General features: G+C 47.0%; 19 protein-coding genes and 1 tRNA gene. 6 read left to right on the top strand and 14 right to left on the bottom strand.

The features are described from left to right. Positions 1–100: 100 nt before the first annotated feature. The 5 genes from PPG34_RS02810 to PPG34_RS02830 form a co-directional block, all read right to left on the bottom strand. Positions 101–1,498, bottom strand: coding sequence for a phosphomannomutase/phosphoglucomutase (locus PPG34_RS02810; protein ID WP_313831618.1), 1,398 nt, complete (start codon positions 1,496–1,498; stop codon positions 101–103). A 27-nt stretch (positions 1,499–1,525) separates the two neighbouring features. Further along, entirely contained in the window at positions 1,526–2,977 is a 1,452-nt protein-coding gene (locus PPG34_RS02815) for a mannose-1-phosphate guanylyltransferase/mannose-6-phosphate isomerase (RefSeq protein WP_313831619.1), read from the bottom strand. A 104-nt stretch (positions 2,978–3,081) separates the two neighbouring features. After that, positions 3,082–3,690 (bottom strand): KdsC family phosphatase, encoded by a 609-nt coding sequence (locus tag PPG34_RS02820; protein WP_313831620.1) that lies wholly within the window; start codon positions 3,688–3,690, stop codon positions 3,082–3,084. 114 nt (positions 3,691–3,804) lie between these two features. Further along, on the bottom strand, positions 3,805–5,553 hold the full coding sequence (locus PPG34_RS02825; RefSeq protein WP_313831621.1) for a B12-binding domain-containing radical SAM protein: 1,749 nt from the start codon (positions 5,551–5,553) through the stop codon (positions 3,805–3,807). Between the two features lie 4 nt (positions 5,554–5,557). Continuing rightward, the gene (locus PPG34_RS02830; RefSeq protein WP_313831622.1) at positions 5,558–7,348 is read right to left on the bottom strand and encodes a B12-binding domain-containing radical SAM protein; all 1,791 of its coding nucleotides are present in this window, start codon (positions 7,346–7,348) and stop codon (positions 5,558–5,560) included. 367 nt (positions 7,349–7,715) lie between these two features. Here PPG34_RS02830 and lptF point away from each other — a divergent pair, with 367 nt between their 5' ends. From lptF to lpxD, 5 genes are all read left to right on the top strand, one after another. Next, complete coding sequence (gene lptF, locus PPG34_RS02835; protein ID WP_313831623.1) at positions 7,716–8,798, top strand: LPS export ABC transporter permease LptF; 1,083 nt, start codon at positions 7,716–7,718, stop codon at positions 8,796–8,798. Positions 8,799–8,800: 2 nt separating this feature from the next. Beyond that, positions 8,801–9,892: an LPS export ABC transporter permease LptG gene (gene lptG / locus PPG34_RS02840; RefSeq protein WP_313831624.1), complete on the top strand. Its 1,092-nt coding sequence runs from the start codon at positions 8,801–8,803 to the stop codon at positions 9,890–9,892. Positions 9,893–9,961: 69 nt separating this feature from the next. Further along, the gene (fabF, locus tag PPG34_RS02845; RefSeq protein WP_313831625.1) at positions 9,962–11,221 is read left to right on the top strand and encodes a beta-ketoacyl-ACP synthase II; all 1,260 of its coding nucleotides are present in this window, start codon (positions 9,962–9,964) and stop codon (positions 11,219–11,221) included. A 90-nt stretch (positions 11,222–11,311) separates the two neighbouring features. Continuing rightward, the gene (locus tag PPG34_RS02850; protein WP_313831626.1) at positions 11,312–11,821 is read left to right on the top strand and encodes an acyl carrier protein; all 510 of its coding nucleotides are present in this window, start codon (positions 11,312–11,314) and stop codon (positions 11,819–11,821) included. Next, the gene (gene lpxD, locus PPG34_RS02855; protein ID WP_313831627.1) at positions 11,818–12,894 is read left to right on the top strand and encodes a UDP-3-O-(3-hydroxymyristoyl)glucosamine N-acyltransferase; all 1,077 of its coding nucleotides are present in this window, start codon (positions 11,818–11,820) and stop codon (positions 12,892–12,894) included. The genes PPG34_RS02850 and lpxD overlap by 4 nt, the downstream gene beginning before the upstream one ends. Positions 12,895–12,903: 9 nt before the next feature. On the opposite strand, the gene PPG34_RS02860 is transcribed toward lpxD, so the two are convergent. Both PPG34_RS02860 and PPG34_RS18315 read right to left on the bottom strand, forming a co-directional pair. Then, entirely contained in the window at positions 12,904–13,446 is a 543-nt protein-coding gene (locus PPG34_RS02860) for a hypothetical protein (RefSeq protein WP_313831628.1), read from the bottom strand. Between the two features lie 21 nt (positions 13,447–13,467). After that, on the bottom strand, positions 13,468–13,665 hold the full coding sequence (locus PPG34_RS18315) for a DNA gyrase inhibitor YacG (RefSeq protein WP_420888057.1): 198 nt from the start codon (positions 13,663–13,665) through the stop codon (positions 13,468–13,470). A gap of 268 nt (positions 13,666–13,933) precedes the next feature. Between PPG34_RS18315 and PPG34_RS02865 the strand changes: the two genes are divergently transcribed. After that, positions 13,934–14,125 carry a hypothetical protein gene (locus tag PPG34_RS02865; RefSeq protein ID WP_313831629.1) on the top strand — a complete coding sequence of 64 codons (192 nt, stop codon included), beginning with the start codon at positions 13,934–13,936 and terminating at the stop codon, positions 14,123–14,125. 133 nt (positions 14,126–14,258) lie between these two features. Here PPG34_RS02865 and PPG34_RS02870 read toward each other — a convergent pair whose 3' ends face one another. The 7 genes from PPG34_RS02870 to PPG34_RS02900 all read right to left on the bottom strand — a co-directional run bounded on the left by PPG34_RS02870 (position 14,259) and on the right by PPG34_RS02900 (position 19,626). Next, on the bottom strand, positions 14,259–14,591 hold the full coding sequence (locus tag PPG34_RS02870) for an STAS domain-containing protein (protein WP_313831630.1): 333 nt from the start codon (positions 14,589–14,591) through the stop codon (positions 14,259–14,261). A gap of 293 nt (positions 14,592–14,884) precedes the next feature. Further along, positions 14,885–15,352 carry a hypothetical protein gene (locus PPG34_RS02875; RefSeq protein WP_313831631.1) on the bottom strand — a complete coding sequence of 156 codons (468 nt, stop codon included), beginning with the start codon at positions 15,350–15,352 and terminating at the stop codon, positions 14,885–14,887. Positions 15,353–15,609: 257 nt separating this feature from the next. Beyond that, positions 15,610–15,684: transfer RNA gene (locus PPG34_RS02880), tRNA-Gly, on the bottom strand. Between the two features lie 81 nt (positions 15,685–15,765). Next, a complete protein-coding gene (tyrS, locus tag PPG34_RS02885; RefSeq protein WP_313831632.1) occupies positions 15,766–16,992 on the bottom strand; it encodes a tyrosine--tRNA ligase in 1,227 nt (408 codons plus the stop codon). A gap of 20 nt (positions 16,993–17,012) precedes the next feature. Further along, the gene (locus PPG34_RS02890; protein ID WP_313831633.1) at positions 17,013–17,477 is read right to left on the bottom strand and encodes a ComEA family DNA-binding protein; all 465 of its coding nucleotides are present in this window, start codon (positions 17,475–17,477) and stop codon (positions 17,013–17,015) included. 204 nt (positions 17,478–17,681) lie between these two features. Next, positions 17,682–18,065, bottom strand: coding sequence for a glycine cleavage system protein GcvH (gene gcvH, locus PPG34_RS02895; protein ID WP_313831634.1), 384 nt, complete (start codon positions 18,063–18,065; stop codon positions 17,682–17,684). 67 nt (positions 18,066–18,132) lie between these two features. Beyond that, a complete protein-coding gene (locus PPG34_RS02900) occupies positions 18,133–19,626 on the bottom strand; it encodes a tetratricopeptide repeat protein (protein WP_313831635.1) in 1,494 nt (497 codons plus the stop codon). Positions 19,627–19,698 lie beyond the last annotated feature (72 nt).

Genomic DNA, 19,698 nt, shown 5'->3' on the forward strand with positions numbered 1-19,698 from the left:
CGAATCAAGATGGGCTTAGTAAATCTCGCAGGAGTCGCGTGAGGCCAATGGAATTATTATCCACGGCCTGTAGTTGCCCTTTCTGGGTATTGCAACGAGGTTAAGGCTCTAAGGCGCGTTGACAGGTATCCAATTCCCCTTCGAGGTAGGTTCTGATGGTATTGAGGCGATCCAGGGAATTGGCTTCGAATCGCAACACTAAGGCGGGTTGGGTGTTAGAAGCACGAATGAGCCCCCACCCATCATCAAAGCGAACACGAATGCCATCGATCGTCACGACATCACGAACAATCAATTGGGGTTTGGTAGGATCGGGATTCTTATGCAACGATAAAAAACGATTCCGCACTTTTTCGACGAGGGTGAATTTCACATCGTCGGAACAATCTACCCGAATTTCTGGAGTGACTTCCGTAATAGGCAAATCAGCCAATAGAGAGGAAAGCGGTTTTCGCTTTTTAGCGAGAATTTCTATGAGCCGACATGATGCATAGATAGCATCATCATAGCCAAAGTACCGATCCGCGAAAAACATATGGCCGGACATTTCTCCAGCCAAGACAGCCTTCTCTTCTTTCATCTTGGCTTTGAGGACCGAATGCCCTGTTTTCCACATAATACCTCGGCCTCCACGTTTTTCAATATCATCATAGAGGAGTTGTGAGGCTTTGACCTCCGAAATAAACGTGCTGCCGGGTTGGCTTTCTAATATATCCCTGGCAAAAATTAGCATTAAGCGATCACCCCAAAGAATATTACTTTTTTCATCGATGGCCCCGATGCGATCGGCATCCCCATCATATCCAATGCCAACGTCGGCCCCTTGATCCTTTACGGTACGAATCAAATCTTGGAGATTTTCCACGACGGTTGGGTCAGGGTGATGGTTCGGAAAACGTCCATCTAAATCACAGAATAATGGTGTCACTTTACAACCCATTTGCTCCAAAGCATCTTTGGCTACCAGACTGGCAGCGCCATTGCCTGCATCGATCACCACATGCAGACCCGATCCGTCCACTTTTGAAAAATTTTCTTTGAGATAGGCCATGTATTCGGGAATTACCGGCGATTCAGACACGGCGCCAGTCCCCGTAGCATATGAACCTTCATCCAAAATCTTCTTTAATTGCTGAATCCCCTCACCATACAAAGCGCCTTTTCCCACACACATTTTAAATCCATTGTATTCAGCCGCATTGTGGCTTCCTGTTATCATAACCCCACCATCAACAGGAAGATTAAAAAGAGAAAAATACAACAACGGAGTCGCACATACGCCAATATCCACCACATTCATTCCCGTTGAGATGACGCCGGCCACAAATCGATCTCGCAGTTCTGGCGAAGTTAGCCGACCGTCACGACCAACAGCCACGGTCTTGCATCCACGACTAAGGGCCAATGTGGCATACCCACGGCCAATAGACTCGGCGATTTCAACGGTGAGATCCTTGCCAACAATTCCACGAATGTCATACTCGCGAAAAATGCTCATGAATGTCTTCTCCTCAGTCCACGAAACCTAAGGTGTTTGTGTGCGCCCGTAGTCATCTTGATAACGTACGATATCGTCTTCCCCAAGATATGGCCCATTTTGGACTTCGATAATTTCCAGGGGATCGTTTCCAGGGTTTTCTAAACGGTGTTTGGTTTCCACTGGAATGGCAATACTTTTTCCAGGTCCAAGGTCGGACACCGTGTCACCACAGGTCACACGTGCGGTTCCAGCAATCACGACCCAATGCTCACTTCTTTTATGATGCATTTGAAGTGAAAGACGTCCCCCAGGCAAGACACTAATACGTTTGACTTTATACCCTGGCCCTTCCTCTAAAATTGTATAGGACCCCCATGGTCGATGTATCGTGAGATGTTCCAAATGTTCAGGAGCCCCACGGCGCTTAAGCTCTTCAACCAGTTTTTTTACATCCTGTGAACGGGATTTTGGACACACCAGGGTGGCATCAGGGGTATCTACTACGACCATATCCTTGAGACCTATTGACCCAACCAGGCGTTTATCCGTAAAAAAGACCGTGTTTTCACTATCCAGGTCGACGACATTTCCCGTTTTTACATTGCCGCGTTTGTCGCATGGGGCCACTTCTTCTAAGCTTCCCCAACTCCCCACGTCCGACCAGGAAAAATTGACAGGGACCACCGCTGAGTGGGAAGACTGCTCCATGATCCCATAATCAATGGACACCGAAGGCAGTTTTTTATATCGGGCCGCGAATGGATTCCCGAATTGGCCTGACTCCATCATCTCATCAACAGCCTTTAACCCACGAAGCAGCGCAGGTTGATGCCGCGCAAATTCTTCTAAGACGGTTGAGGCTCGCCATAAAAAGATCCCGCTATTCCAAAAATAATTCCCAGATTTCAAGTATTGCTGCGCTTTTTTGACGTCGGGCTTTTCCACAAATCGAGCGACTTTATAGCCGGACAGCGTTCCCTGTTTACCAAGGCGAGCCCGTCGATTCGGTTGAATATACCCATACCCAGTTTCCGGTTTGGTGGGTTGAATGCCAAAAGTCACTAGATTCCCCTTTTGAGCGATTTCATAGCCCAAAGAAATGGCATTTTTGAATTTGGCATCACCTTGAATGATATGGTCCGCGGGAAGGACCAGCATGGTCGCATCGGGATCGCGTCGAAGTAATCGCAACGCCGCCAATCCAATGGCTGGGGCGGTATTTCGACCTTCTGGCTCCAGGACAAAATTATCTGCTAACTCATCTTTCCACTGAGCCAATTGAAGTTTGATGGATTCGGCTTGAAAGTGGTTCGTCACCACACAAATATGATTCACTGGCACGGACGACATGACGCGGCGGACAGTCTGCTGAATTAACGTCTCTTCACCAATAATTTTTAAGAGTTGCTTGGGAAATCGTTCGCGGCTCATGGGCCAGAAACGAGTGCCACTTCCTCCGGCAAGAACGACCGCATATAAATGGGGTTGTTTTTTCATGATAGGCCTAGAAGTAGAATGGATAGGTCAAATTGCGAGACATTGTCATCAATAGCTGTTGGTTTTAACGACTTAATAGTGTTATCGGATCAATTCTGGTACACCTAAAGTGAAACTTTCTTGGAGGAAATTTTCCTCATTTGCGGAAGCCCGCTTTTTGATTGAGCCGAGAGAATCAAATCCGCGAGTTCCCGAACCGCGCCCTCTCCCCCCTTGGCTTTGCACACATAGTGAACAATTTTTTGTATTTCTGGTCTGGCATTTGCTGGGGAAGCTGAAAACCCTACACCCTTTAAGGCTTCGACATCATTGATGTCGTCACCAATAAATGCCATTTCGTTTAGGGTCACTCCATAACGTTGCCCCATCTCTTCCAGTACTCCCAGTTTATCCCAGATTCCTTGATGGACCTCGGTAATTTGTAATTTCTTCGCTCGTTCCGCCACGAGTTTCGTTTTTTCGGTGGTAATAATTCCCACGATGAGTCCAGCTCGTCCTAACAGGGCTAACCCCATGCCATCCCAGACATTGAACTTTTTTATCTGTTGCCCGGAATCAGAATAATACATTCCTCCATCTGTGAGCACTCCATCCACATCCGTGGCAATCAGGCGTATTTTTCGCAGTGTGGCAAGAGAAGGATGCCGAGTGTTTGATAATGTTTTTCTTGATAGGGATTTTGCCATGGAAATTTTTGCTTTCTTTGAAGCCATTTAATCATACTCCCTGGTCTAAGCAAAGAAAATTTTCATATTCTGCTCACTAGTTACAGGAAGGCAATGCCTCAACAGAGGCAACTCTCTTAGGGAGCGGCAATATAATATTGACTAGGACACAGAGGTAGGCTGAGTGGGCACCTGATGCACCTTGGAAGGCCGAGGATGGAAGACTTTTATGAGATCAAGATTCTCTTCCTCTTCAAGGGTTACCGGTGTAAGCGATAAATCCGTATACGTTCGCCGGTCAGGAGATAGTTTTACGCGTTTACGGATTTTTCCGAGAGTCCAAAACATCTTCAATAATGCGATATGTTCAAATCCAATTTCCCATAGTCGTCGACAATAAAACAGGACAGGGTTTTCCAAAGAAAAAACGGGACGCCGCTGGGTTCTGACTTTACGTCGGAAATACCCGCCTTCTAAAGGATGGAGTTTATTGATGGTAATACATCCGTAAAACAACACAATTAATGTTCTGAGAAATCCCGCACTGATGCGTTTGGCATCCACGCGACGCATCATCGTTTCGACATGGTCGGGCGTATAATATTGATCCCACGCATCTCGATACACTTGATACCATTCATCCCTAGACATCAGAGGATGTTCCATCGTGACATGTTCAAGCGTATATTTGTTCATGTCCGGATCCATCCACACGCCCTGAGCCGAGAGGTTCTTATGATCTTCAGAACCAGGCAGCGGCGTCAGGCAGAAAAATTCCAGCAGGTCTACCGGTAGCTCCCGCTTGATGATCTCAATATTCCGCGCCACCGACTCAGGCGTATCTCCCGGGAATCCTAAAATATACCCGGCGTACGTGATAACCCCATTATCCTTCCAGGCTTGCAACATTTGGCGATATTCCCAAATCTTATTTTGACCTTTTTTGGCGCTCTTTAAATTTTCCGGATCAATATTTTCCAAGCCAATAAACACTGACTTACAGCCAGCTCTTGCAGCCTTTTCAATAAAATTCGGTAAACGATGGCAAAGCGTATCCACCTGGATGATAAATTTAACCTTTAAACCTTCCTCCTCACGGAGTTTGATGAGACGATCAAAAATAGGTTCCCAATTTTTATTCCTGGCAAAATCATCGTCCGTGATAAAAAACCCGCGCGCCCCTTCTTGGATATTTGCCCGCACGCAGGCCTCGATATCATCCGCCGTACGCCACCGGGATTTTTGGCCCTGCACATTAATAATCGTACAAAAGCTACATTGAAAAGGACATCCACGTCCCGCATCAAAACTTCCCATGCTGACCAACGACCGCGTGAATTTCCCTTTTGGCAAAAACGGCACCACGGCGTTTGATAATTCCGGAAGATCATCAAGGTAGTTATACAACGGTTGAAGTCTATCTTCCCACACATCCCTCAAGAGGGAATCCAACCTTCCCTCGGCCTCCCCCGCATACAACGTAATTCCCATATCCATGGCAACCTGAAGATCGGCAGGAATCTCCGGCAACATCGAAAGACAGCCACTGACATGAAACCCGCCTTGGATCACGGGAATGCCAGCATCCAGAAAAGGACGAGCAATTTCTAATGAACGGGGAAAATGATTGGTTTGGACGCCAACCAACCCGACAAAACCACCATCGGCTTGCTGAATGTTTCTAATCATCTGCCGAATTGGAAGGACCGTATTCGTTTCGTCATGGGCATCAACCATGATTTCCACATCATCCCCTAACACCTTTCGCTTCGTGCAATCCATCGCGAGCCCATAGAGAACCGCTAAGGAATTTGAAGGTATCAGGGACCGAACCCACTGGACGACGTAGCCGTCTTCATCATAGCGGGAAGGTTTAATCAGCTCAATTCGAAAGGTTTTTGGGGAGCGCATAATGTTAGGGAGCCACACTTATCCCTTGAGATAGCTCCTTTGATGGGGATACCTCACCAGCTTCTTTCCTTTTTACAGCAGGTGAGATGACTGGACGAGGATTAAAGACTTTAATGAGGTCAAGTTCCTCTTCCTCTTCAATGGTGACGGGGGTCAGGGAAAGGTCGGTATACTGTTTTCGATTTGGGTCGGATTTTACCCGACGCCGAATATTCGCGTATTGGAGAACCAGCTGTAAAAACTTCGCGTGATCGCAAATGACTTCCCACAGACGCTTAGGATAAAACACCAGCGGATTTTCAATGGTAAAACTCGGCCGTCGTTGGGTGCGAACCTTTCGCCGTAAATAGCCATTTTCCAGGGGATGCAATTTATTAACGATAATCCCGCCATAGAACCATAGAATGAGAAACATCATGTTGCCCACACTCATATGTCGGGCGGCGGCACGACGCATTAGGGTTTCGACATGCTCCAGCGTGTAATATTGCTTCCAGGCATTATCATAGGCTAGATACCACTCGGCTTCCGTCATTTTGGGGTGAGCCGTCGTGACGTATTCGAGGGTGTACTTATTCATGTCCGTTTCCATAGGCACACCTTGGGCCGCGAGTTTTTGATGGTCTTCCGAACCAGGTAACGGCGTTAAACAGAAAAATTCCAATAAGTCGACAGGCAATTCTTTTTTGATAATTTCAATGTCACGAGAAATGGATTCCGGTGTGTCCCCAGGAAATCCTAAAATATAACCAGCATAGGTCATACACCCCTGATTTTTCCAAGCTTGAAGCATTTGACGATATTCCCAAATCTTATTCTGACGCTTTTTTGCAGCCACGAGGTTATCGGGATTGATATTCTCCAACCCGATGAATACTCGCTTACACCCAGCCCGTGAGGCCTTCTCAATAAAATTTGGTAAGCGATGACAGAGCGCATCCACCTGAATAATAAATTTGATATCGAGGCCTTCCACTTCTCGAAGGTGAATCAATCGATCGAATATGGCTTCCCAATTTTTGTTGCGGGCAAAGTCATCGTCTGTGATAAAAAACCTGTTGACGCCCTGCGCCACATTCGCACGGATCACCTTTTCCACATCGTCCGGGCTTCGCCATCGTGATTTACGACCCTGCACATTAATAATCGTGCAAAAACTACATTGAAAGGGGCACCCTCGGCCAGCATCTAAACTCCCCAAACCTTCAATCGTCCTCTTAATATGTTTTTTGGGCAAAAAGGGAATGACCGACCCCGTTAATTCTGGGAGATCGTCCAAATAGTTGTAGAGAGGTTTTTGGGTTCCAGTCCACACGTCACGCAATACATTCTCCAGACGCCCTTCGGCCTCTCCCGCAAAAATGGTGATTCCCATGTCCAAAGCCTGTTGAATATCCGTTTGCATATTAGGCAACATGGATAAGCAACCACTTACATGAAATCCTCCAATCAGCACGGGAATATTAGCCTCCCGGAACGGACGGGCAATGTCCAGGGATCGCGGAAATTGATTGGATTGCACACCGACAAGGCCCACCATGGCCCCACTGGTTCGTTGAATATCTCGAATGATCTTTTTTATGGGAATGACGGTGTTGGGTTCGTCATAGGCATCAATCACAATATTGACGTCTTCTCCCAAGACTTTGCGATTCGCACAGTCCAGGGCCAAGCCATAAAGAGTTGCTAACGTGTTGGAAGGGATAATTGATCGTACCCATTGAACGACATAACCCTCATCGTCATAACGAGAAGGTTTGATCAATACGACACGAAATGTTTTAGAAGGATTCACTATAAAATTTCGACCTTTAGCTCAAGATTCCTCCCCCCTCACACACACTGGAATGAGAGGTAAGTAATTGAAAAACCAATACGGGAAACTAGCGTAGCCATTATCACACACGATGTGGCCTGTCAACGAAATCTTGTAGGACAAAGGGAGCCCCTGGCCATATCTAGTGGACTTTTCTTAGATGAAACTAAAACTGTTTTGAAACCCAATTTTTGCTTATTCCATTTACAGCAATTCTACCCTGGGTTATGATTCGCCAAGGCAATGTGAACATTTCCCATCAGTTAACACTCAACGGCGTTTCTCAGGAATTCAATTTTCCGTTCAGGCTTATATCACCCCTTCCCTATCAAACCGTTCGGGCCACATGCGACTTCTAGATCGATACATCTTTAAAGAACTCATGATCCCCTTTACGGTCAGTTTGGGGGCACTGTGCTTCATTGTGTTCACCAAAGAAATGTTGCGCCTGGTCGAACTTATAGTTTCGAAGGGCGTTGGATTCATGGCGGTACTGAACATTGTAGCTCACCTCATGCCTTCATTTCTGGTCCTGACCTTACCCATAGCCTGCCTGGTGTCTTCCATTACCGCATTTGGCAGACTTTCCTATGACAAAGAACTGGTCGCCATGCGAGCCGCCGGAGTGAGTTTACTCCGAATCGCGTTTCCCGTGGTGATCTTTTCTTTTCTCGTGTTTCTCTTGACCGTATATCTTTCCCAATGGGGCCAGCCTTGGTCCAATGTGTCATTAAAAAAACTCGCCATTAGTTTAATTAAAGATCAGCTAACCATAGCCCTTGATAAAGGGGTGTTTAACGAACCAACTCCAGGAATGATGATTTATGTGCCAGAGCCGGCGGAAGGAAAAAAAGCCGAAGGTATCTTTATCGCCGACCAGCGGGACCCCTCCAAACCACTCATCGTCACGGCTCATGCCTTTAGCATGCTGCAGGACCCCAAACAAAAACAGCTGGGGTTTCGCTTATTTGATGGCACAATTCATGCCATTCCTCGGGATATCACACAACATCACCAAGTCACATTCGGAACATATGATCTCAAGATGGACCTCCCCTCGACCTTCGACGACTCCACTCCAGAAAGACGAGGATATGACTATATCGTGCAACAACTGGACGAATCCGGATGGAGAGATTCCAACGCACTCCGGAGGTTAATGGAATATTACAAGGATCTTGGGTTTCCGGTTGCCACCCTCATTCTGGGAATTCTTGGGCTCCCAGTGGGTATTGTTTCCAAGCGATCTGGTCGCATGGGAGGTTTTGCCCTGGGAATATTGATTATGGTGGGATTTTATTTACTGAACGTCGTGGGAGAATTTCTGGTCACAACCTTGATTCTTCATCCCTTTGCCGGGGCTTGGTTTCCCAACGTAATTTTGTTACTCATCACCTGTTTCCTCTTTTACCGAGCCAGTCAGCACTAAACATGGGCATTCTTTTTTGGTATATCCTCCGGCATTATTTGAAAATTTTGATCATGTGTCTCACCGGTCTGACCTCGATCTATCTGATCATTGATTTTTTCGAAAAACTACGAAGATTCCTGCGGCACGACGCAGAACTTAGCTCTATGTTGATGTATTTCTTCTTTAAAATTCCGGACATTTCCTTTAAGCTCGCTCCATTTGCCACATTAATGGCTGCACTGTTAGCAATTGGCCTTTTGAATAAAAACCATGAAATTACGGCCATGCGAAGTTGCGGGTTTAGCCTGCTGTATATTGCCGCGCCGTTTTTGTCGGTGGCCGCCTTGGCCACCGTGTTGATGTTCGGGTTTACAGCCGTCTTAATCCCATTAGGAAACGCACAAGCCGAACGAATAAAAACCGTTGAAATACAGAAAAAACCACAACCCTTGGCGTTTACGGCGGAAAACCTTTGGTTACGCATCCAGAACAATACCATCATGAACGTCAAAGAAATTTCACCGGACGGCACACAACTCCGAAAGATTCACCTCTATCAAATGGATCCTAGCTTCCAACTCAACCAACTTCTCTCCGCAGAAACCGTTGATTATTTACCCAGTGGTTGGGCATTAAAAAACGTGACCCAACGCAATATGTCTTCCAATGGGCCAGTCACGGTCTCTCAAGTTAAACAACTACCCTTACAGCTCTCCCTGACTCCCGAAGATCTGAGAACTTGGATTTCCCTGGAACCTGAGCATATGCCACTTGGCCAATTATGGGAGCATATCCAACACTTAAAAAACGAAGGGCACAATATCACCGGCTTTTTGACGGATTATTGGGGTCGCATCGCGTTTTCCTTTGTGACACTCATTATGACCATTCTAGGAGTCTCACTCGGGCTCCTTGGGCTAGGATCAAGGAGCTCCAGTGTGGCAAAAAACATCGGCCAGGCATTGGGCATAAGCTTTCTATTTTGGACGACCCATTCCGTGGGCATAGCCCTCGGACGAAGCGGAGCACTCATGCCTATCATCGCGGGATGGATTGCCTGTATCATGTTTCTCTCAGTCAGCCTGAATTTTTTTCTTAAAGTACGGTATTAACCTTCTCGACTCACTGAATCCCCCTCACCCCTTGAACGGTGAAAGGTTTCTGAAAGGCACAATTCACGCATGGCACCAACAGTTGTGGTTACAGGTCTCGGCATTATTACCCCCATTGGGATTGGATTGAATAATTTTTGGAACGCCGCCATTGAGGGCCGTTCCGGCATTTCCAAAATTCCTTCCTTTGAAGGTTTACCCATCGACGCCTATCGTTCACGAATCGCGGGACAAATTCATGATTTCGATCCTCTCAAATACATTGATGAAAAATATGCGAACCGTGTTGATCGCTATGCCCAACTGGGATTGGTGGCCGCCAAGGAAGCCATCGAAGATGCTGGCGTAGATATGGAGCGAGAAAATGCCGACAGGGTAGGAGTGATGGTGGGCGCCGGCATGGGTGGGATGATGATGGGCGAGCGGGAAATTTCTCAACTATACGATACAAAAAAGCCCAATCGTGTCCATCCCAATTTTATTCCGACAATTACACTCAACTCGGCATCCGGAATCATTGCGATGGCCTTTGGGGCACGCGGACCGAACATCACCATATCCACCGCTTGCTCTTCAAGTATTCATGCCATTGGCCAAGCCATGCACGCTCTTCGAATGGGCAAGGCGGATATGATGATTACCGCTGGCGCTGATGCCAGTATTACCCCGTTGGTCTTCGCGGGATTTTGTTCGCTCCGAGCCTTATCCAGCCGCTATAATGATCAACCCACCCAAGCCTCACGGCCTTTTGACCGAGGGCGCGATGGCTTCGTGATGGGCGAAGGTGCCGGGGCTTTGATCCTTGAGACCTTGCAACATGCCAAACGTCGTCGAGCCCGAATTTATGCAGAAGTGGCAGGCTATGCCTCAACCAGCGAAGCCTATCATATGGTTGTTCCCAAAGAAGATGGGATGGAAATCGCCAAAACCATGAAACTGGCTTTAGATGATGCAAAACTTCGCCCAGCTCAAGTGGATTACGTTAATGCACATGCCACCTCGACGCTCGTGGGCGATGATGTCGAGGTTCGAGGCCTTCGTCATATATTTAAAAGTCGAGCCAACAAGTTAAAGATAAATGCCACAAAATCGTTGGTTGGCCATACCTTAGGCGCTGCCGGGGCCTTAGGGGCCATTACCTCCATTATGGCACTAAAAACCGGCATTGTGCATCCTACGTTAAATCTTGATGATCCAGATCCAGAATGCAAACTCGATGGCATTTCGTCAAAAACCCAAGAAGGGCGTTTCAAAGTCGCCATGGCCAATGCCTTTGGCTTTGGAAGCAATAATGGTGTACTGGTTCTTAAAAAATTCCCCACGCGATGATGATCATGACAGGGATGGTGTTATAAACACTGGCCAGTGAAAACAAACGGCTGGAAAGTTGTTAACAGGCTACAGGAAAGGAATAGTGGAATGGCAGTAGAGTCCGCAATTGGCAAACAAATCCGAGAAGTCTTGGCAACATCGCTTCGCCGAGATCCTTCTTCTATTAAGCCGGAACATTCACTCCGGGACGATCTAGGCTTGGATTCTTTAATGACCTTTGAATTATTGTATGATTTGGAAAAAGCCTTTGACATGGAAATTCCCAATGACGATCTTCCCGGACTTCAAACGCTGGATGACGTGGTGAAATATGTAGAAGGTCGCGTCAATCCCAACAACTCAACGGCCACATCCAAATTCAAAGAGAAAAAACCTTCCGACGCCAAACCCACAAAAACCTCAAAAACTACCTTAGCATCCAAGCCGAAACCTAAGGCCACAACAAAAACTAAGAAACCTAGCGTTTCTCCAAAATCTCGCCCAACAACGTCACCAACTAAGGCTCGGGCTACAACGCCTAAAACAAAACGGGTGGCCAGCACACAATCTTCAAAAAAATCTTCTTCCTCGGCAAAAACCAAAGCGAAAAAGAAATGAAGCAATCCGCATCCAGTGCCATTTCACTCACCATCCTTGCAGAGGCCATTGGCGCTCAAATCCATGGAAAAGATGACATCTTCATTTCAGGGGTAAACAATCTCGAAGGCGGGAAACCCGGAGATTTGGCGTATCTCGAGAAGGAACGCTTTCTCGAGACCGCCCTCCACTCAAAAGCTTCTGCAATTATTGTGTCGAAGCACTATACTCAACTCCCCTGCCCACAACTCGTGGTTAAAAATCCCCAGTTCGCTTTTGTGCAAATCATCAACCAATTTTTTGCCCAAGATCAACCAGCCCCAGGCATAGCCAAGGAAGTATGGAAAGGCCCGGAGGTGTCAATTGGGAGAGACGTGTCGATCGGACCATTTGTGACGTTGGGAGCTCGGGCCAGAATTGGAGATCGAGTCACACTGTATCCAGGAGTCTCAGTTGGTGAGGATGTCACCATTGGCCATGATACCGTTCTCTACCCTCGAGTCACCATTCTCGATCGCTGTTCGGTTGGCAACCATGTCATTATCCACTCCGGAACCGTGATCGGCAGTGATGGTTTTGGCTATCTTCAGCATGAAGGCCAACATGTGAAGATTCCGCAACGAGGAACCGTCATTATTGAAGACGACGTGGAACTTGGTGCCAATGTCACGATTGATCGTGCCACGTTTGGACAGACACATATTAAAAGGGGATGCAAAATCGATAATCAAGTTCAGATCGCGCACAACGTGATCATGGATGAACATTGTATTATCGTCGCCCAAGTCGGCATAGCTGGAAGTACGCAGTTAGGAAAACATGTGATCATTGGTGGACAAGCGGGACTGATTGATCACCTGACAATCGGTGACGGAGCCATGATTGCCGCGGGAGCCGGCATTGAAAAAAGTGTAGAACCCGGTGCCATCATGTCTGGTTGGCCTGCGAAGCGACACGAAGTTTCCCTTCGAACGCACGTATTAGTCCAACGCCTTCCAGAACTTCATCAACAAGTGGCAAATCTCGAAAAACGATTGGCAACCTTAGAAAACACCAAGCCCTCAGCAAAAAATTCAAAAACCAAGAAACGGTAGTTCCCTCATCTATTTTTTTCCGCTAGGTCCTGTGGGAGGGATAACTTTATGCCAAGTGAAGAGTTTTCCCCAAAAAAATCCTGCCCATGGAAGAAAAAAGGCAGCCATGTAATCTAACGAGCCAGACGAATAACACCAAGCGGACAAGCCAATTAATCCGGCCATTCCCAGAAGATACAAAACCGGCATTAACACTCGCCCTGGATGATCGGGTTGTACTTCGACCGGTTGCTTCTTTTGCCGATTCACCCGCCGGACTGCCGAAGATTTCATTCTCGAGGCAAAAAACCCAGGATACTTAGCAAGAATATATCGATGATACCGAGTCTGGCTCCAACCTAACACGATCCCTGAGAAGATCAGTAAGGAGCTTTTGGCAAAGGTCCATTCATCATACGTATCAATAATGAGTTGATATACCAAGGCCACAATCCCCACAACCATGGCAAGCAAACCCATCACTCCCGACGGAAAAAGAATATACGTTTTAATATACGTGTGGGACTGCTCGACTTCATTTTCTTTCCGTTTCGCGGTAATTACTTTTCCCATAATATTGTGTACTCCAAAAATTCAGTCGATGTAATCTTGATTCGGATAGGAACCCTCATCAGAAAGGGAAGAATGTGTGCTCTCATCCTCTGGGACAGCATACCCTTCCGATATCCAGGCACCTAAATCCAGGACTTGGCAACGTTCAGAACAAAACGGACGATAGGGATTATTCTTCCAGGACGTCTCTTTCCGACACAGAGGACATTTGTGCATCATGACCTGGCATTATAACAGGCCCCCTTCCCCCTTTGAACCTGATGCAAGCCATTCGCATTATTTTTCCTGGCGCAGGAGATTTTCTCTGCAGAAAAATCAACAGTAAGTCAGCTAGAAAATGCTGGAACACCCTGCAGAGAAAGCGAAGAAGAAGACCACAGAACTAGAGAGTCACCTCGCCTTGCTAATACAGTAGGATCATAGTACCGTAAGAAAGGAGGAGAGCCAACCGTAACGTATGCACGGCAAAAGAAGAAAGGAATGGCCCATGCCCATGAAGAACGTACAAATCGTCTTTAATGTCCAAGTCCCAGATCATGTATCCGAGGAAGAGGTCAGCACCCGCCTTCATCAGATCATGGGTTCAGTCCTTGATCAAGAATTCGGCATGGCTGGGAGTTTCAATGATACTTTTACATCATCTTTTGACGACCATGACAATCAAGTTGGTCACGCCTAATACTTATATTCCCCCTTCCCTCTGATACCAATTTCCTTTGCTGGATTTCCCTTCCTCCGGTCCTGTCGTAAATTTTGCAGGATAGACGCAAATCCAATTCGCCCATGCAAAACCTTGTAAAGTGCAGCCTCAACTAGGCAGCGCTACGGGACTGGGAACTATCCGGAAAAATTTGCAACATACTCGGCAAATCAGCCCGTCTCATCTGTTCAAGGACGGGTGGCGCGGGATTCAAGGCATAGGTAGCACCCCCAAATTTTTTGAGCTGGTGTGCGACAAGAAATAAAACCCCCAAGCCCGACCCGTCAATAGACGAGACATGCGTTAAATCAAACGTCACCTTGGAAAATGAATGGATGCGAACCTGCTTCAGAAGTTTGAGAATTTTTTGGGTAGTGCGTTGATTAAAAAGGCCATACAGTCGGATCACAAGAACGTCATTCTGAACCAACAGGGAAAACTTCATAGATCAAGCCTCCGCGATGGTGAAAGGTGGGCACGAGACTCCATTCTTTCAATTGTCAATACTCATTAAGCCCACGAAGCGATAAAACCACAATTACCTAAATGACGTACAAGCAGATACGTAGGAACCATTCAGAATCCCCAATTGTCACCATCCCGCTTCACGGATATCTCAAAGGGTAGCAAGGTGACATGCAAAGAAAAATGAAATAATACTGGGCAGGAGAGGCAAGCGAGTTGCTGGTTAGGCGATCCTCTATTTAAAAGAGAGAATTCAATCAAAAAAATGGCGTACTAAAGTGCAGGAGATGATTGGGTGTCTAACTCCCAAAGCACCAAGGCTGTTCTTTGAGTTTCAATTGGATGAAAATCAATAACTACCATATACGTGTTTTCAGGGGCATACCAACGAAAAATGCGCCAATGTTGCTTCTGGAGAGCAACGCACTCGATATTTCGGTTCAGCCAATGTCGTTTCATATTTTCACCCAACACGTCGGTGATAAACCCTTTATTCACTTGAGCCAAAGAACCAGCCAACAAAGAGTCACGACGATATCCATACCCATACACCCTTCCGGGAATATCCACCAGTACCACGGCGTCGGCCGCTTGCCTGGGCGTCTCTTCACAGAGCAATCGAAGGAATTGTTCTACCATGACCATATGCCGAGTATCGCCTTCCCCCACCACGTAGTCATGTGCCAGGTCAAAGCAGTGAGGGTCACCAAAGCCATTGACTCCCAACTGAGACTTTTCCACAGGTGAAATCGCCAAGGATCCAGATGCGAAAGGGAAAGGAAAGAAACGTTTCAGTCCGGGTAAGGGATCGCAAAAATTTGGAGGAAAGACCAATCTTTGAGATTCTAAAGGATCAATGAGCATAGAGTAACTTATTGGCCCTTAAGGCCATCTTCAATATGTGATCTACAAACAGCGAATTAAATTACTTATTTGGAAAAACGGTGACAAGAGTCAATATGCGACATAAACCAAAGTCAGAAACTTTTAGATGTTTTTGGAGCGGGTGAGGAGATTCGAACTCCCGACCAACGGCTTGGGAAGCCGATGCGCTACCACTGCGCTACACCCGCTCAAATAGTGGAGGAAATGCATTCTAGGCAGGGCCTAGAAAAATAGTCAAGGCAAGAAGAGAAATCGAAAAACAATAAGATTTAGGATAACGCAACCTTCACTAACGCATATTTCCGCTTGCCGATTTTCATTTGATAGTCATTGCCGTCTTGGAACTCAATGATCGCGTTACCGTCTTGATACCGCTCACTGTTTATGGTCACTGCGCCTTGAGCGATCAGTCTTCGGGTTTCACCTTTACTGGGAGTCAGACCAGTTCGCATAATGAGATCGACAAGCCCCATACTGGGTGTCGCTGGCTGTTCGAAATCTTCTTTTTTTAAAAGCACCGTCGCATCCGGTTCATCGGGAAATTCGCGTTTTCTAAATTTCTGCTGAAATTCTTCTTTGCCGTGTTGGGCACCCTCCGTACCGTGGTACCGACTGACAATTTGCTCCGCGAGGGCAATTTTTGCTTCCATGGGATGCTGCTCCCTCACCACGTTCAAATCATTTGATGTCAAAAGTTCGTAATAGCGGAACATCAATTCATCGCTGATGGACATGATTTTTCCAAACATGTCTTCTGGTTGATCTTCCAAGGCAATATAATTACCAAAGCTTTTGCTCATCTTTCGCACCCCATCGGTGCCTTCCAACAACGGCATGGTGATCACCACCTGAGGCGTTTGCCCAAAAGCCCGTTGTAAATCACGCCCAACCAGGAGATTAAATTTCTGGTCGGTCCCTCCAAGTTCCACATCAGCCTTGAGCGCCACCGAATCGTACCCTTGTACCAAGGGATATAAAAACTCATGGACGCTAATAGGTTTTTGATCACGATATCGCTTCGAAAAATCATCGCGTTCTAACATGCGGGCCACGCTGTAATGGGAGCACAGCTCAACCATATCCTCCGCCCCCATCTTTTGCATCCAACGGCTATTAAACTCAATGCAGGTTTTGTCTTTATCCAAAGTTTTGAAAATCTGCCGTTCATAGGTTTTGGCATTAGAAAGCACCTCTTCTTTGGTGAGGGCTTTTCGTGTATCAGACACACCCGTCGGATCACCAATCATGCCGGTAAAATCCCCAATGAGAAAAATGACTTCATGTCCGAGCTCTTGAAAATGCCGAAGTTTTTGAATCAACACCGTATGCCCAAGATGAAGATCCGGGGCCGTGGGATCAAACCCAGCCTTGATCCGCAAAGGACGGCTCTCTTTTATCGAGGCAGCAAGGCGTGTTTCCAGCTCTTGTTCTTGGATGATTTCGATGGTGCCACGTCGTATAAGTTCAAGCTGACGGTTCAACTCAGTATTTGCCATGTATTCCCTTCAAATTACTTTTACGACTTCTCAGCCACGATGTTTGGATGAACCGTCACCAAAGGACTTATAACCTGAAGTTTTTTCGGCCCAATCCCCTTCACCTGTTCCAAGCTATTAATGCTTGAAAAGCCGCCGAGTTTCGTTCGATACTCGATAATCCGTTCGGCCAATGTCGGCCCGACCCCTGGCAATGACTCTAATTCCTGGGCCGTACTCAAATTCAAGTCAATCCTAATGGTATGGGTTCGGATACCGCGAGGTTTCGGAAATTCGTCTAACCCATCAGAATTTAAATCCTTCTCTGTCGGGCTCTCAACCGAACCCTCAGGAGAACCCTTCATCAATGCTACCGGGGGCGAAGACTCTGCCTTAGAGCTTACACGAGTTTTTTCTCCTTGGTCTGAATTTGGCCACCCCAACACCATGAGGAAACCTAAAACCCCCGCTAACAGGACGAATTTTATGGTGAGCGATCGAATCATACATGATTCCGATATTTCGTGGTCTGCATATCCTTTTCACATTTCGGGAAACTACTGATGTCCTCACCCTTTATGAGCTTGATGTATCGCTAACGCCTGAACATCCTCAGCGCCTTCCACAAGAACTTCCGCATGGGTGGGATGGGCATGAAACATCTCAGCCATTTGCGTGGCGGTCGCCTTCATTATGTCTGGAAGGAGCCGTTAGCTCTGTGAGGAAAGAAATTCTTCGTACTGGGAGGCCGTCATCAAATCCTCAACGTCGCCAGGATTTGAAAGTTCTACAACGGCGATCCATCCTTGGCCATAAGGATCGCTATTGAGATATTCCGGATGATCCTGAAGTTCCTCGTTAACTTTCACGATTTTTCCATTGACCGGAGAATAAATACTTGAGGTAGCTTTGGTCGACTCCACTTCTCCGATTTCCTGATCTCGTGCAATCACGGCATCAACTTTGGGCAAATCCACAAACACCACATCGCCCAATGCATCCTGTGCAAAATCACTAATACCGATGGTCGCAGTGGTTCCCTCTTGCCGCACCCATTCATGTTCTTTGTGATATCGCAACTCCGATGGAATCATGACCACGCTCCTTTTGCCAAACGAAAAAGTGAAAGGTCTCTTTTCTTAAAGAAGGGTGTGTCGATTGTCAAGGAACTGGAGGCAGATCCACAATTTCTCCTACACCTTCGGGCCAATCCCAAATTTCGTTCCCTTCATTGCGGTAAACCGAAGGAGCCCCACTATCATTTCTTGCCCCGGGTCGACTTACCCAAACTCTGTGTGGATCTTCCAAATACTCAACCATACGCTGAACCACAGATCGACGAAACTCCCATGGCATATTATGAGAGGGCCGTATCGGCGACGCCTGTCGGATTGGGTATGGTGAATCCACAAATCGAGCGACAAAAAAATCAAAAGGTGAATGGGCTGTTTCCACCCAATCCTCACTAAAATTGGCCAACGCCACCACCGGCGCATGGAGACTTTCCGGATGAATTTCTACGCCAAATTGGAGATGGGGAAATTGCTCTCGAAGAGATTGTACCAATTCATTCATAACACGCAGCCGCTCACGTGACTTCCACCCTACCCACTTCCAAAACATATCGGAAAAAGTGTCTGCCCATCGATCGCTCCCATTCTCTCCTCCGGTTTGGGTGATGTGCCTTGGGATACCATTCCTAAAGAGGCTGGGAGGATCAAGACGAACTTGAAACGTTTTTTCAAAACTATTGATAGCGATGGGCGTAAAACCGTCATAAGGCCCAAATGGCACTTCTTCTTGAAACACCATCCCTGCAATTTTGAGACGACTCATCCTCGAAAGAATGTCGAGCACTGCGTTTTGATAGCCCGATGATAAGACCGAGTAATACGGAGAGGGCCGAACACGTTGGGTGACGGTTTCAAAAGTCCAATCATGCCATTGGGGAGTTTCCGCTCCCGTGCCCTTAGCAAATGCCCCCAAACAGGGAAGCGACACCCCAAGATACACCACCTGACCTGACTGGGACGCATCTTCAACCAGGGGAGCTAGGCCACGTCCAAGCCGGTTTTCCCAGGAGACATCTTCCTCCAGCCCGTTGCTACCCCTCTCCAGTACTTCTTGGATAGGGCATCCAAGCTTAATCAACAACACCGCTCCCCTTCTTTGAGGAATTTGCGACATCATCCAAGAAGACTCTGCCCCACCGTGTAAATCAACGAGCCGAATCGAGACACCAGTAATTTTCTGAGGCAACGGTTCAATACCAAGTGCCTCAATAAGAGTTTGCGCTTGAAGCCGAGCTTCGTGACGATAGGGATGATTGAGAGAGTCCTGAGCCAATCGCTGAAAGCGCCCTAAAGCCAATCTGAGATTGCCGGATTCCTCATAAGCACGTGCCAACCACCATTGCCCTTCTACAGCGAGAGGAGATTGCCCATGGTTATTGACAAATCGATTCAGGAGCAACACCGCTTCAGGATAATCCCCTCGCATAAATGCCAATTTGGCATCTTGAAGTAATCGCTCCTCCGCTTGAACTCGAAGCTCCTGAAGGCCCACTTCTGGTGATGGAGATTTCATGCAGCTGGAGAGAAACAGCATCAGAGAAAAGAGGGTAATTACAAATTGAAGAAGCGCCGAAGTGGGCATGGGGTTGGTCAATGTTGTCTGAATAACTCGCACGAATATGAAGGTTATTCAGACAACTGAAGGATCGTATGA

The organism is Candidatus Nitronereus thalassa (genome assembly GCF_032191465.1).
Taxonomy (GTDB): domain Bacteria; phylum Nitrospirota; class Nitrospiria; order Nitrospirales; family UBA8639; genus Nitronereus; species Nitronereus thalassa.